This window comes from Sphingomonas sp. jy18 (assembly GCF_056931895.1).
In genome coordinates, this window is sequence record NZ_JBXPBT010000002.1 from 137,872 (window position 1) to 151,744 (window position 13,873).

Sequence of the window (13,873 nt, forward strand, 5' to 3'; positions counted from 1 at the left end):
GCGGCCTACCAGACCTTCCACGGCGCGGTGCCCGCGTCCCAATGGCTTTCGAGCAACTGGCGGTCGCGCAGCGTATCCATCGGCTGCCAGAAGCCTTCGTGGCGGAAGGCATGCAGTTCGCCATCGCGGGCGAGCCCTTCGAGCGGCTCGCGCTCCCAGATGCAGTCGTCGCCGCCGAGATAATCGAGCGCCTTGGGTTCGAGCACGAAGAAGCCGCCGTTGATCAGCCCCTGCTCCTCTGCCGGTTTTTCGGCAAAGCTGGTGACGGCAGTGCCGTCCATCTCCAGCACGCCAAACCGGCTGGGCGGACGCACTGCGGTGACGGTCGCGGTCTTGCCATGCTGGCGGTGGAAGGCGAGCAGCGCGCCGATGTCGATATCGGCAACGCCATCGCCATAGGTGAAGCAGAAGGTCTCGTCGCGCACAAGATCGGCGACGCGGCCCAGCCGCCCGCCGGTCATCGTGCTTTCCCCGGTATCGGCCAGCGTGATGCGCCAATCCTCCGCCTTGTTCATGCCGAAGACGATCTGGTCCTGGCGCATGTCCACCGTCACGTCCGACATGTGGAGGCGATAGTTGGCGAAATATTCCTTGATGACATAGCCCTTGTAGCCGCAGCACACCACGAAATCGCGGATGCCATGGGCCAGGTAGATTTTCATGATATGCCACAGGATCGGCCGCCCGCCGATCTCGACCATCGGCTTGGGCTTGAGAGACGTCTCTTCGGACAGCCGGGTTCCCAGCCCTCCCGCCAGCAGCACCGCTTTCACGTCGTTCCCCCGTCGTTGCCCCAGCGCGGAACAGCCTGTGGTGCCGGCTACAGGATTCGAACCCGTGGCCCCCTGATTACAAATCAGGTGCTCTACCAACTGAGCTAAGCCGGCATCATGCTGTCGCGCGGCGCATTAGCGTCAAATGACGCCGAACGTCCAGCCCTCGGTCAGGGCAATTTCGGCGTCGAGCGGGGCAGGGTTCCAGAAGTCCGGGCGATGCGCGGTTGCCCGCAGCCAGGCGGCGGTCAGCAGCGCGTCGCTGGCATGATCGCTGATCGGGCCATCATGCCCGGTCGGGCGCGAACCCAATGCGCGCAACGCCGCATCGAGCGCCGCGCCGTTGCGCATCTTGGAACGGTTGGCCGGAAGGCCCGCGGCGCGCGCGGCCATGCTGGTATAGATTTCGACCAGCAGAGGGCCCGAGGACGGCACCGGATCGTGCGGCCACAGCGGCAGGCGCCCATCCAGCCGGTGCAGCAGGCGCATGCCGGTCAGGGAGCTTTTGCCGACCTGGCCGGCACCGACCAGATTGAAGCAGCTCCAGCTGTTCGCCTGCCGGGTCGCGCGCTGGTGGCGCTCGACCGCGCGCAGCCGCCCGAGTCCGCCGCCGAACAGATCGCCGACATGGGTAGCCGAATGGCGGAAATGCCGCTGGCCCTGCGGATGGGTGAGGAAGGCGTTGGCGCCGAGATGCGGTTCGCGCGCGCACAGTTGCTCGACCAGCGCCCACAGGCCGGTCAGCGAGGCGGGGCTGGCGTCCCATTCGGGGAAATAGGCTCGCGCGTCGATGAACGGAAAGCTGGGCGAAAGGTCGAACCCGATCAGCATGGCATCGCCCGCCTGCGCCCGCGCCTCCAGCCAGCCGAGCACCGCGATGCGCGACCACGCCCGCTCGCCGCCGGGTGGCGCGACCAGTCCCGGCGCGTCGTCCCCCTCCGCCACCGCGACGGCAATGCCGGGCAGCAAGGCCCCGCGCGCGCCCGACCAGTCGATGCAGGCAAAGGAGGAGAAGCTGCGCATCGCCGGACCATTGCAGCGGGGCGGGCGCGCTGCAATGGGCGGGTGCGGCGATCGTATCAATTGCAAGCACGGCGGCAGCCGGGCGTAGCGGGTGGTTCAGTCCAGTGTCTTGTGCATGAAATAGCGCGGATAATAAGGGGCGGGTCCATCGATCTGGCCGAAGACTGTAAAGCCATGCCGTTCGTAGAAGGGTCTGGCCTGAAACGCCTGGGTATCGAGCAGCATGTGATGACAGCCGCGCGCTCGCGCTTCTTCCTCTGCCATTTTCAGCAGTGTGGAACCGTAGCCCCGCCCCCGAAGCGAGGCGGGCAGCGCCACCATGTCGATTTGAAATCCGCCCCACCGGGATGACGCGACCAGGCCACCGACGACCTCGCCCTTTTCGTCCTTGAGAAGAATGGCGAAATCCTGATTATCGAGTACCTGCACCGCCTCACGCGTGAATTGACGTAGGATGGCAAGAACGGCGGAGCGATCGCTTTCGCTGGGTTGGTCGGTCCGATGGCAGGTGAAGTCAGGCATGGGAAAGGATCATGTCCGTGACCCGCGCGGGCGCAAGGGGTTTTGGGGGCGGTTAGCCATCTGGCGGGTCGAGGAATGGCAGGCCTTTCGGCTCAGGGATGGTTGGCGGACGGGTCGGTTTTGGTTCGGCACCGATCCTTGTCGATGGCTGGAATGAGGTGTTTAGGCGCCGTGGGCCGGTTGGGTTGATCAGTCCCGTTCAGCCAAGTCAGGAAACTCACGACCGATGGGATTGATGAAGCCTTCATTTAACTGGCGAAAAATCTCGCCAAGCCTCAGTGCAAGAGCCCTTCGTTCGGCTTCATCAGAAACCTGAGAGATGGCTACATCGATCTCCCCAAGTAAGGGGTCAAGCGCCATGACCGCGCCAATAAGGCGTTTTGCTATCTGCTTTTCCATTTGAGCAGATTTAGCGAAATTAACTTATGGCCACAATCGGGTCGTTAGCCGCCGGTCCGGTTTTGGCGTCAGGCCGAAACCCCGCCGACGGCTGGAATGGGCTCGAAAGCAAACACCCTTACTCTGACGCGATGCGCGCAGTAAGGCGGCCAAGAATTACCTCAATTGCCTCGTCCGATATCTGGCATCGGATATCGTCTGCAATGCACTCGAAAGAGCTATCATGAAACAGAATCAGGAAATGCCGCTTTTTCCGCATCGCGAAATTGGGGAAACGATGGCGATTGAGCGCGACAATCTCCTCATCCCATTCTGAGTCTGCGACCTCGCACACATCGTAAGAAAGCCCACGCGTCCTCGGGATCGCTGACCACGCCTCGTCATTGGGGTAACCGAACTTGGTGATCCGACATCCTGGGAACTCTAAAATCGCGAGGCCCGCATCCACGTAGCTATCCACGTCGAAGTGACGCTTCATGGCGTTGAAGATCAGAAACGTGGACTGGTCGCTTTGAAGCAAGACGGGTCCCGAGATAGCGGCTTCAGGAACAACGCCGATGTCGATTGGAATCACGCGCTCTGGCATTTCGAATCCTTTGTTGCTGGCTCGCACGGACTTGCAATGTCGGCAATGGGGTCGTTAGCCGCCAGTCCGCTTTCGAAAATAAGTTCAGTTCCATGGCGGCCCGCGACCTTGCTTGCGGGGAGAATTGCCGCATCTCATCGTCGCCCCGTGCTCGACACGGGGCTCGGGCTTCCCTTTCGTGCGCTGGCTAAGGCGGTAGCCAAGCCCCGGATCAAGTCCGGGGCGACGGTGGGCGGAGAGGTGCGGCATGGGACTGGCAGCGGGCAGGCTGGTTTGGGTTTTGGAACGATCCCCGTCGATGGCTGGAAATGGGTGGGAAGCGGACGTTATCGGCTTGTGCGTTCGGGCACAGCCCACGCGGCAGGAACGTTAGGAAAATGCCCCCAGTGCAGCCATTCCGCGTCTCGCATTTTCCGCACTCTGGAAACTAAACCCCACTCAGGAGGATCTGGGAATCCAAACCAAGTGTTCTGGATAAGGAGCAATTCCTCAACATCGGTGGAGGCGACGAAAGCTATATCCGCTGATTCGAACCAAGCTCTGTCGTGACCAAATATCCCTTCTGTCGGGAAATTCTTCCAAGGAACGGGTATCCATTGCAGAGGCTGGATAGAACGCTCATGAAATCCCCGTTCCTGTTCATCAACCGCATCACCGCTTAAATGCCAAGGTGACGGCTCCCATTCTGGCGAGAATCCGTTGCGTCGATAGATACCCATGTCCTGATCCTACCGGAGCGTGCAATGCCAGCAAAGGGGTCGTGAGCCGCCGGTCCGCTTTCGGCATTGGCTCTAGGTTAGCCCGACGGCCGGAAAAGGGTGGAAAGCGGACACCCGGCTAATCGCGTGACAAGCGCCTTAAAATGAATTCTTCGAACTCATGGGAAGGGCGAACATTATGATCAGCGATGTAGTGGCGATAGCCCTCCGGCCATATCCACTTTCCAGCCTTAAAGTCTGAAGATCCGTTAATTTTCCCGCAGATTCGACATTTCGAGAAACCCATAAAGTCCATGTAACCGCTGTTGGATTCTATTTTTATAAGCTCAGCAATAAACACGCTTCGATGTTCCCACGTCAGATCTTGCACTGGCCATGGGAGATGAGAGACTTCATATTCACTCTGGCGCCAATAGCCTTCGTATTCAAAATCGTCGCTCATGAGCTGACGGTGCCATGAAACTTAATAGCTCGCAATGGGATCGTTAGTCGACCGGCAGCTTTCGGGCCGGACCCCAGTCCCCATTGCCGCCGGTGGCTGAATTGCGGTGGACCGTTGCTGCAAATCATCGTCGCCCCATGCTTGACACCGAGTTTGGCTTTTCCGCTTGCTGCTTGGCAAACAGGGCAGCCTAGCCCCGGATCGTGTCCGGGGCGACGGTGGGGTGAGAAGTTGGCAAATGGGTCGTGCGCCAGCATGCGACGCGAGGCGCGGACGCTCCAACAGCCGCCTTGCAAATCGCCGCCGCCACCGCCATATGCCCGCCCGGGAGTCGGGCGGACGCAGTCTTCGCCAACCCGGTCAGGTCCGGAAGGAAGCAGCCGCAACGAATTCGCTGCGGGTCGTTCCGGCTCCCACCACCCTCAGATACACGCACGACCCGCGCTTGCCGGGTCGCAGGCCAGACTGCCGACAGGCTCAGCATGAGCGGCATTGGCGCGCGCAACGACTCCTTCGACAACGCTGCGTCACCGTCCTATGGCATTGCCGGTGAGCACTGAATCCGATTCTGGCCATGACGAACCGCTGATGCCCGGCATGGATCTGCCGGTGGTGGCCCCGCCTGCGGCGGCGGCGACGGGCGGTGCCTATCGCGTGCTCGCGCGGAAATACCGGCCGCAGACCTTTGCCGAGCTGATCGGCCAGGATGCGATGGTGCAGACGCTGGCCAATGCCATCCGCCGCGACCGGCTGGCGCATGCCTTCCTGATGACCGGGGTGCGCGGGGTCGGCAAGACGTCGACGGCGCGGCTGATCGCCAAGGGGCTCAACTGCATCGGCACCGACGGGCAGGGCGGGCCGACCATCTCCCCCTGCGGTCAGTGCGAGCCGTGCGTGGCGATTGCCGAGGGGCGGCACATCGATGTCATCGAGATGGACGCGGCGAGCCATACCGGCGTCGACGACGTGCGCGAGATCATCGAGGCGGTGCGCTATGCGGCGGTGAGCGCGCGCTACAAGATCTACATCATCGACGAAGTGCACATGCTCTCCAAAAACGCCTTCAACGCGCTGTTGAAGACGCTGGAGGAGCCGCCGGCGCATGTGAAATTCCTGTTCGCCACCACCGAGGTCAACAAGGTGCCGGTGACGGTCCTGTCCCGCTGCCAGCGGTTCGACCTGCGGCGGATCACCCCCGATCTGCTGTTCGCCCATTTCGCGCGGATTTGCGGGCTGGAGCAGGTCGAGGCCGAGGAGGAGGCGCTGCGGATGATCGCGGCGGCGGCGGAAGGATCGGTACGCGACGGTCTCTCCATCCTCGACCAGGCGATTGCCCATGCCGACAGCGAGGGCGGGGAGTCCGACGTGCCGCGGGTCACCGCTTCGCAGGTGCAGGACATGCTGGGCCTATCCGACGGCGGGGCGACGCGCGGCCTGTTCGGCGCATTGCTGGGCGGCGAGCCGGCGGCGGCGATCGAGCGGCTGCGCGGGCAATATGCGCTGGGCGTCGAGCCGCTGTCGATCGTGCGCGGGCTGATGCATCTGGCGCATGGCGTCGCGCTGCACAAGGCGAGCCGGGTCGACGATCCGGCGCTGATTGCCGAGGAGCGCGCGGCGATTGCCGAATGGTCCGCGCAGATGGGCATGGCGCGCATCCAGCGGCTGTGGCAGCTGCTGCTGAAGGCCCATGAGGAAGTCGCGCAGGCGGCATCCCCGCTCGAGGCACTGGAGATGGCGGTGCTGCGCATCGTCCACGCCGGCACCATGCCCGATCCCGACGAGCTGGCGCGGCTGCTGAGCGAGCGGCTGGCGGCGGCGCCCCATGCCGCAGAGGCGGGGGCGATGGCACCGGCGCCTGCGGAACGGGCGGGGCCGGTCGCGGTGGCAGCGGCGGCGCCGGCGATAACCGAGGCGCAGGAGGCCGGGCCCAATGCGGCACCGGGTCCGGCGTCAGACCCTGCCCCGGGCCTTGGCCCTGACCCTGCCCGGCCGACGCTGGAGAGCATCGCTGCAACCCTCTCGGGCAGCGGCGAGTTGATGCTGGGGTCGCTGTTGCGGCGCGAGGGGCGGCTGGTCTCGGCATCGCCCGACCGGCTGGTGCTGCAACGCTGCCCGGCGATCGGCGAGGCGGAGGCCGCGGATATCGCGGGAGCCTGGCTGCGGGCGACGCAATCGCCGATGACGGTCGAGCTGGCCGACAGCGGCGGTGCGCCGACGCTGGCGGAAGCGGCGGCGGCAGAGGCGGCGGCGGCCGATGCGCTGCTGCGCCAGCATCCGCTGGTCAAGGCGGCCTTTGCGGTGTTCCCCGATGCCGAACTGATACGCCAGCCGCGCGCGGCGGGCCGATGATCAAGACAGGAGCGTGACATGAAATCGATGGAAGAAATGCTGGCAGCGGCGCAGCAGGCGGCGAGCACCATCCAGCAGCAGATGAGCGATGCGCAGGCCAAGCTCGACACGATCGAGGTCGAGGGCGTGGCGGGTGGCGGGCTGGTCAAGGTGCATGCCACCGCCAAGGGCCGCATCCGCCGGGTCGAGATCGACGAAAGCCTGCTGGCGCCCAGCGAAAAGCAGATGGTCGAGGATCTGGTCGCTGCCGCGTTCAACGACGCGCGGACCAAGGCCGATCAGGCGAGCAACGCCGAGATGGCGAAGATGACGCAGGGCCTGCCGCTGCCGCCGGGGTTCAAGCTGCCGTTCGGCTGAGGGATTGAAGGGCGTGAGGCGGCGCGCCATATGAAACCTCACTAACTTTTCCATGCCGTAGCCCTGAGCTTGTCGAAGGGCGCTTTACCGATAAGCGCCCTTCGACAAGCTCAGGGCTACGGTTCAGGCAAATGCGGGCTTGTTAGCCCCGGAGACCCGATGACCATTTCCTACCCCCTGCTGCCGCTGCGTGACATCGTCGTTTTTCCGCAGATGGTGGTCCCCCTGTTCGTCGGCCGCGACAAGTCGGTCGCGGCGCTCGAACGGGCGATGGCTGGCGACAAGGATATTTTCCTGGTCGCGCAGCTCGACCCCGCCGAGGACGATCCGCAGGCGGACGATCTTTACGATCTCGGCGTCATCGCCAGCGTGCTGCAGCTTCTGAAGCTGCCCGACGGCACGGTGCGCGTGCTGGTCGAAGGGCGGCAGCGCGCGAAGCTGACCGGGCTGACCGCGCATGACGGCTGGGTCGAGGCGCGTGTCGATGCGGGCGAGGACGATGCGCCGGACAGCGCCGAGCTGCAGGCGCTGATGCGCACGACGATCGACCAGTTCGGCGAATATGCGAAGCTCAACAAGCGGCTGCCCGCCGAGACGGTGACCCAGGTCGAGCAGCTCGACCGCGCCGCGCAGGTGGCGGACGCCATTGCCGCCAATCTCAACGTCAAGGTAGCCGACAAGCAGGCCATCCTGGCCGAGGGCGACATCGCCCGCCGGCTGGAGATGGTGCTGGCCTTCATGGAGGGCGAGCTCGGCGCGCTGCAGGTGGAAAAGAAGATCCGTGGCCGGGTGAAGCGGCAGATGGAGAAGACCCAGCGCGAATATTATCTCAACGAGCAGTTGAAGGCGATCCAGCGCGAATTGGGCGGCGAAGGCGGCGAGGAAGGCGGCGAGGGCGAGATTGCCGAGCTGCAGGCCAAGATCGCCAAGGCCAAGATGCCCAAGGAAGTGCACAGCCGGGCGCTGGCCGAGCTCAAGAAGCTGAAGGCGATGGCGCCGATGTCCGCCGAGGCGACGGTGGTGCGCAACTATCTGGACGTGCTGCTGGGCGTGCCGTGGGGCAAGACCAGCAAGATCAAGAAGGATATCGCGGCGGCGCAGGCGGTGCTCGACGAGGACCATTTCGCGCTCGAGAAGGTCAAGGACCGCATCGTCGAATATCTTGCGGTGCAGGCGCGCACCAACAAGCTGAAGGGGCCGATCCTGTGCCTGGTCGGTCCGCCAGGCGTGGGCAAGACCTCGCTCGGCCGCTCGATCGCCAAGGCGACCGGGCGCAAGTTCATCCGCCAGTCGCTGGGCGGGGTGCGTGACGAGGCCGAGATCCGCGGCCATCGCCGCACCTATATCGGCTCGATGCCGGGCAAGATCGTCGCCAACCTGAAGAAGGCGGAGACGATGAACCCGCTGTTCCTGCTCGACGAAATCGACAAGCTCGGCCAGGATTTCCGCGGCGATCCGGCCTCCGCGCTGCTCGAGGTGCTGGATCCGGAACAGAACAGCAAGTTCCAGGACCATTATCTGGAGCTGGACGTCGACCTGTCCAACGTCATGTTCGTGACCACCGCCAACAGCCTCAACCTGCCGCAGCCGCTGCTCGACCGGATGGAGATCATCCGCCTCGAAGGCTATACCGAGGATGAGAAGGTGGAGATCGCCAAGCGCCACCTGCTGCCCAAGCAGATCGAGGCGCACGGGCTGAAGGACGGCGAGTTCGCACTGGAAGACGCGGCGCTGCGCGACCTGATCCGCTACTATACCCGCGAAGCCGGGGTGCGCACGCTGGAGCGCGAGATTGCCAAGCTGGCGCGCAAGTCGCTGCGCCGCATCCTCGAAGGCAAGGCGACGAGCGTGACGGTGACCAGCGAGACGCTGGGCGAATTCGCCGGCGTGCGCCGCCATCGCTTCGGCGTGGGCGAGGAAGAGGATCAGGTCGGTGCGGTCACCGGCCTCGCTTGGACCGAGGTGGGCGGCGAATTGCTGACCATCGAGGCGGTGACGGTGCCCGGCAAGGGCCTTGCCAAGGCCACCGGCAAGCTGGGCGATGTGATGACCGAATCGATCCAGGCGGCGATGAGCTTCGTCAAGGCGCGGGCCCCGGCCTATGGCATCAAGCCGAGCCTGTTCCAGCGCAAGGACATCCATATCCACCTGCCCGAAGGCGCGGTGCCCAAGGATGGCCCGTCGGCGGGGATCGGCATGGTCACGGCGATGGTTTCGACGCTGACCGGGGTGCCGGTGCGCAAGGATGTGGCGATGACCGGCGAGGTGACGCTGCGCGGCCGCGTGCTGCCGATCGGCGGCCTCAAGGAAAAGCTGCTCGCGGCGCAGCGTGGCAACATCCGTACCGTGCTGATTCCCGAAGAGAATCAGAAGGATCTGGCGGAAATCCCGGCGACCGTCACCGGCAGCCTGACGATCGTGCCGGTGCGCCATGTCGATGAGGTGCTGGAACTGGCGCTGGCCAGCCCGCTGACCGCCATCGACTGGACCGAGGCCGAGGATCTGGCGGCGATGCCCAGCGTGGCCGGAAGCGGGGAGGGCGAGTCGCTGCGCCACTGAACCAGCGGGCGGCGGCAAGGCCGGCGCACTGGCTCGTGCGTCGAAACCATTACGCCGGCGTTGCATTTTTTTGTCTTTGACAAGTGGCGGAAATCCGTCCTTACTGGAGATCGGCTCAGCCGTGATTCAACAGAAAACAGCCAACTCGAAGGGGAATCCGATAATATGAACAAGCAGGAACTGGTAGGCGCGGTCGCAGAACATACCGGTCTCGCCAAGAACGACGCCGCCAAGGCTGTCGACGCTGTCTTTGACGCGATCACTGGCGAACTGAAGTCCGGCGGCGACGTGCGCCTGGTCGGGTTCGGCACTTTCTCGGTTTCGAAGCGCAAGGCCTCGACCGGCCGCAACCCGCGCACCGGCGAAACCATGACCATCAAGGAATCGACCCAGCCGAAGTTCAAGGCCGGCAAGGGCCTGAAGGACGCGGTCAACTGATATCGCTGCGCCGGGGCAGGGCCATGCGCCGCGCCCCGGCCAACCTTTGCCCGGCAACGGGCAGCAAGCAGGGCGCGCGGGCATCGGTCCGGGCGCCTTTCTTGTGGGCGCGCCATGGCGGGCCTGCTGCGGCAGGGGCTTATCCTTGGGGAGATGACCGTTGTGCCGAGCGTGTCGAAGCGCGCTTGCCCGCTCGGCGCCGTTGATGCTTCGCGTCGCCTTCGGCACCGACAAGCTCGCGGCCTACGGTTTCGGTTCGGCCCGATCAGGACAGGCGACAACAGTGAGGGAAACAGGCGGACGTGGATAATCTGACGCACAGCCTGGTTGGCGCGTTGATCGGCCAGACCGGCCTCAAGAAGCTGTCGGGCCTCGGCATGCCGACGCTGATCATCGCCGCTAACATTCCCGATGTGGATGCGAGCTGCTTTCTTTGGCTGGAGGGTACCGAACATCTCGGCTTCCGCCGCGGCATCACCCACGGGCCGTTGGCGATGCTGATCCTGCCCTTGCTGCTCACAGCCGCGATGGTCGGGTTCGACCGGTGGCAGGCGCGGCGCGGCAAACGCCCGGCGGCGCGCGCGCCGGTGCGGTTCGGGCCGCTGCTTCTGCTCGCGCTGATCGGCACGCTCAGCCATCCGGCGTTCGATTGGCTCAACAATTATGGCGTGCGGCTGCTCGAGCCCTTTTCAAGCCGCTGGTTCTATGGCGACAGTATCTTCATTATCGATGTGTGGATGTGGGCTATCCTGATCGGCGGGCTGGCGTGGTCCCGGCTTGTCGAAAGGCGGGATGGGCGTTGGCGTCGGGTTGCGTCCATCGCTGTCGGGCTTTTGGTCGGATACATCGGGCTGAATGTCCACATTTCCCGAGCCGCTACCGCCTCAGCCGCAGCCGTCACCTGCACGGAGGCTGACCGTCGGGAATCCTGCGGAATAACAACAACGGTAGCCAGTGCTCCCCCCCTCGGATTGGCTTTCACATATCGCGATGTTTATTGGCGCACAGCCGACAAGGTGGGCTGGATGCAATATGCGTGGCCATACGGCGTTCAGGACATACGGGAGTGGGGAGCAATCGGCATGGACGACCCCCGTATCGCCGCCGCTGCGCGCACGGATCCACAGGTGCGCGCCTTCCTGTTCTGGTCGCGGATGCCCTTTGCCGAGCATGCGGCCGACGGCAGCATCACGATCAAGGACCAGCGCTTCACCAATCCGCTGACCGGCGACCGGTTCAAAGTCCGTATTGCGCCGGAGAACGGCCCTGCGCCATCCGCCGAGGGAACGCGTTGAGCGTGTCCGGAGGTCTGGCGCAGCGTGGACATCGGTCAAGGTGGTACGGGCGAATGGATGATGACGGCAGGGGCTAGAATGTTCTGCAGTATGGCGGCTGCGGCGCTGATCGGCGCTTCGGCCAGCGCAACTGCACGCGAGGCCTTCACGATCGGCACGCCGGACACGCCGGGGTGGGGGCCGATCGTCCTCGCCGTCGTCGATCATGACCGTGCCCGTCCGACCGGCGGCTATTATTGCCCGCCGCTCGGACCGGATGAGCGCGAGGAAGATGCCATCTGCGTCGGCGCCAGCCTGGTTGAAGGGCCCGCAAACATCATTCGCTATCTCTCCCCCCGTCCCGAAGGCTGGCGAGACCCCGGTCCACGCCCGCGCATTCGCTTCATCGGCGCGCATGCTGTGCGCTGGGTCGATTCAGGGCGGCAGATCGCCATCCTCGAGCAGACTGACAATGGGTATTTGTGGCGGGTCTGGTCGACCAGTGTCGATCGCGGCTGGGCTTGTTTCCCCGACCAGATCGTCAGCAGTTTCCGCCTGACATCACGCCTTCCGTTGAGGCCAAGAGGCGGTCACGATAATTGCGTCAATCTGGCGCGGCTCGGATGACCGCTCCCTCCATCCTCTGGTTCCGCCGCGACCTCAGGCTTGTCGATCAGGCGGCGCTGATTGCGGCGGCGGAGGCCGGGCCGGTTATTCCGGTCTATGTGCTCGACGACGAGACGCCGAAGCATCGCCGCATGGGCGGGGCGTCGCGCTGGTGGCTGCACCACAGCCTTGCGTCGCTGGCGAGCGCGCTGGAGGCGCGCGGCGCGCGGCTGATCCTGCGGCGGGGCAACGCCGCCGACGTGCTCGCGGAATTGGCGGCGGAGACCGGCGCGCGGGCGATCCATGCGCTGCGCCACTATGAGCCCTGGTGGCGCAATGCCGAAAAAGCGCTGGCCAAGGCGTTGCCCGAGGGCGTCCGCTTCATCTGCCATGACGGCAATTATCTGATGCCGCCGGGCAGCGTGGTGACCGGTTCGGGCACGCCGTTCAAGATTTACACGCCCTTCTGGCGTGCGCTGTCGGCGCATATGCCGCCGCCTCGGCCCCGCGCGGCGCCTGAGCGGGTTTCCGGCCCCGCGACATGGCCGGACAGCGATGCACTCGCCGACTGGCAGTTGCTGCCGACGCGACCCAATTGGGCGACCGGCTTCGAGGCCGAATGGCGCCCGGGCGAGGCGGGTGCGGCCGAGCGGCTGGAGGCTTTCGCCGGGCGTGTCGCGCGCTATGATTCGCGCCGCAATCTGCCGGCGGTCGAGGGCACATCGCGGCTGAGCCCGCATCTCCACTTCGGTGAGCTGTCGCCGGCACAGGCCTGGCACGCGACGATGGGCGCGGGCGGCGAGGTCGAGACCTTCCTCAAGGAGCTGGTGTGGCGCGATTATGCGCAGAATCTGGTCTTTGCCTTCCCCGATTATGGCAAGGCCAATGGCCGGGCCCAGTTCGACGCCCTGCCATGGCGCGACCCGGCGGACCCTGCGGTGGCGGTGGATATCGCGGCGTGGCAGAAGGGGCGCACCGGCTATCCGATCGTCGACGCGGGCATGCGCCAGCTATGGGCGACGGGATGGATGCACAACCGGGTGCGGATGATCGCGGCGTCCTTTCTGATCAAGCATCTGCTGGTCGACTGGCGGGTGGGTGAGGCGTGGTTCTGGGACACGCTGGTCGATGCCGACTATGCATCGAATGCCGCCAACTGGCAGTGGGTGGCAGGCACGGGGGTGGATGCCAACATGTTCGTGCGGATCATGGCGCCGCTCTCCCAATCCGAGAAGTTCGACGCGGGCGCCTATGTGCGCCAGTGGGTGCCCGAACTGGCCGACGTGCCCGACCCGTGGGTGCATGACCCGCATGGGCAGGGCAAGTTCGTGCGTGGTTACCCCAAGCCGGTGATCGGCCACCGCGAGGCGCGGGAGCGGGCGCTGGCGGCCTTTGCCGCGATCAAGGCGGCATGAGCGATGCGCTGCTGCCCGGAACCGTCCATGCCATCGCCGATGACGTGCGCGCGGCGTTGCGCGCCGATGCCGGGCTGGTGGCGCGATGGCAATCGCTCACACCGCTGGGGCGCAACGAATATCTGTGCTGGCTGGAGGATGCGAAGCAGCCGGCCACCCGCGCGCGGCGGATCGTGCGGATGGGCGAGGAGCTGCGCGAAGGCAAGCGCCGGCCCTGCTGCTGGGCGGGCTGCATCCACCGCGACGACAAGGCGCCCGGTGCATGGCAGCAGGCGGTGCTGGTCGGGGGGCGGCGCGCCCGGCGCGGCGCGGGGGATTCATAAGCCGCACCGCACGATCCATGAAGATCAGATAAGCAAAGTCCGGTTTCAATCGGCAACCTTTCGTGCGACATCCGTAGCGAACAGGGCG

15 protein-coding genes, 1 tRNA gene and 1 other RNA gene are annotated in these 13,873 nt (G+C 65.1%); 9 read left to right on the top strand and 8 right to left on the bottom strand.

Translation table 11 applies throughout. From position 1 onward, the window contains the following. Positions 1–5: 5 nt before the first annotated feature. From rfbF to AC0QC4_RS05850, 8 genes are all read right to left on the bottom strand, one after another. The gene (gene rfbF / locus AC0QC4_RS05815; RefSeq protein WP_483658791.1) at positions 6–773 is read right to left on the bottom strand and encodes a glucose-1-phosphate cytidylyltransferase; all 768 of its coding nucleotides are present in this window, start codon (positions 771–773) and stop codon (positions 6–8) included. A gap of 38 nt (positions 774–811) precedes the next feature. Further along, positions 812–887 (bottom strand) — tRNA-Thr (locus AC0QC4_RS05820). A 27-nt stretch (positions 888–914) separates the two neighbouring features. After that, positions 915–1,796 (bottom strand): hypothetical protein, encoded by an 882-nt coding sequence (locus tag AC0QC4_RS05825; protein WP_483658792.1) that lies wholly within the window; start codon positions 1,794–1,796, stop codon positions 915–917. A gap of 96 nt (positions 1,797–1,892) precedes the next feature. Next, positions 1,893–2,318 carry a GNAT family N-acetyltransferase gene (locus AC0QC4_RS05830; protein WP_483658793.1) on the bottom strand — a complete coding sequence of 142 codons (426 nt, stop codon included), beginning with the start codon at positions 2,316–2,318 and terminating at the stop codon, positions 1,893–1,895. A 189-nt stretch (positions 2,319–2,507) separates the two neighbouring features. After that, entirely contained in the window at positions 2,508–2,717 is a 210-nt protein-coding gene (locus AC0QC4_RS05835; protein ID WP_483658794.1) for a hypothetical protein, read from the bottom strand. A 118-nt stretch (positions 2,718–2,835) separates the two neighbouring features. After that, positions 2,836–3,303, bottom strand: coding sequence for a hypothetical protein (locus AC0QC4_RS05840; protein WP_483658795.1), 468 nt, complete (start codon positions 3,301–3,303; stop codon positions 2,836–2,838). 326 nt (positions 3,304–3,629) lie between these two features. Then, complete coding sequence (locus AC0QC4_RS05845) at positions 3,630–4,022, bottom strand: hypothetical protein (protein WP_483658796.1); 393 nt, start codon at positions 4,020–4,022, stop codon at positions 3,630–3,632. A gap of 118 nt (positions 4,023–4,140) precedes the next feature. Beyond that, on the bottom strand, positions 4,141–4,464 hold the full coding sequence (locus AC0QC4_RS05850) for a hypothetical protein (protein WP_483658797.1): 324 nt from the start codon (positions 4,462–4,464) through the stop codon (positions 4,141–4,143). Positions 4,465–4,787: 323 nt separating this feature from the next. Here AC0QC4_RS05850 and ffs point away from each other — a divergent pair. The 9 genes from ffs to AC0QC4_RS05895 all read left to right on the top strand — a co-directional run bounded on the left by ffs (position 4,788) and on the right by AC0QC4_RS05895 (position 13,785). Further along, positions 4,788–4,885, top strand: an RNA gene (gene ffs, locus AC0QC4_RS05855) — signal recognition particle sRNA small type. 167 nt (positions 4,886–5,052) lie between these two features. Beyond that, positions 5,053–6,813 carry a DNA polymerase III subunit gamma/tau gene (locus tag AC0QC4_RS05860; protein ID WP_483659333.1) on the top strand — a complete coding sequence of 587 codons (1,761 nt, stop codon included), beginning with the start codon at positions 5,053–5,055 and terminating at the stop codon, positions 6,811–6,813. Between the two features lie 18 nt (positions 6,814–6,831). After that, a complete protein-coding gene (locus tag AC0QC4_RS05865; protein ID WP_483658798.1) occupies positions 6,832–7,170 on the top strand; it encodes a YbaB/EbfC family nucleoid-associated protein in 339 nt (112 codons plus the stop codon). Positions 7,171–7,329: 159 nt separating this feature from the next. After that, positions 7,330–9,729 carry an endopeptidase La gene (gene lon / locus AC0QC4_RS05870; RefSeq protein ID WP_483658799.1) on the top strand — a complete coding sequence of 800 codons (2,400 nt, stop codon included), beginning with the start codon at positions 7,330–7,332 and terminating at the stop codon, positions 9,727–9,729. 165 nt (positions 9,730–9,894) lie between these two features. Beyond that, positions 9,895–10,167 (top strand): HU family DNA-binding protein, encoded by a 273-nt coding sequence (locus AC0QC4_RS05875; protein WP_483658800.1) that lies wholly within the window; start codon positions 9,895–9,897, stop codon positions 10,165–10,167. Positions 10,168–10,469: 302 nt separating this feature from the next. Further along, positions 10,470–11,462 (top strand): metal-dependent hydrolase, encoded by a 993-nt coding sequence (locus tag AC0QC4_RS05880; RefSeq protein WP_483658801.1) that lies wholly within the window; start codon positions 10,470–10,472, stop codon positions 11,460–11,462. Positions 11,463–11,540: 78 nt separating this feature from the next. Continuing rightward, on the top strand, positions 11,541–12,068 hold the full coding sequence (locus AC0QC4_RS05885) for a hypothetical protein (RefSeq protein WP_483658802.1): 528 nt from the start codon (positions 11,541–11,543) through the stop codon (positions 12,066–12,068). Then, a complete protein-coding gene (locus tag AC0QC4_RS05890; protein WP_483658803.1) occupies positions 12,065–13,462 on the top strand; it encodes a cryptochrome/photolyase family protein in 1,398 nt (465 codons plus the stop codon). Before AC0QC4_RS05885 ends, AC0QC4_RS05890 begins: the two co-directional genes overlap by 4 nt. Further along, positions 13,459–13,785, top strand: a complete 327-nt coding sequence (locus AC0QC4_RS05895) for a YdeI/OmpD-associated family protein (RefSeq protein ID WP_483658804.1) — start codon at positions 13,459–13,461, stop codon at positions 13,783–13,785. Before AC0QC4_RS05890 ends, AC0QC4_RS05895 begins: the two co-directional genes overlap by 4 nt. Positions 13,786–13,873 lie beyond the last annotated feature (88 nt).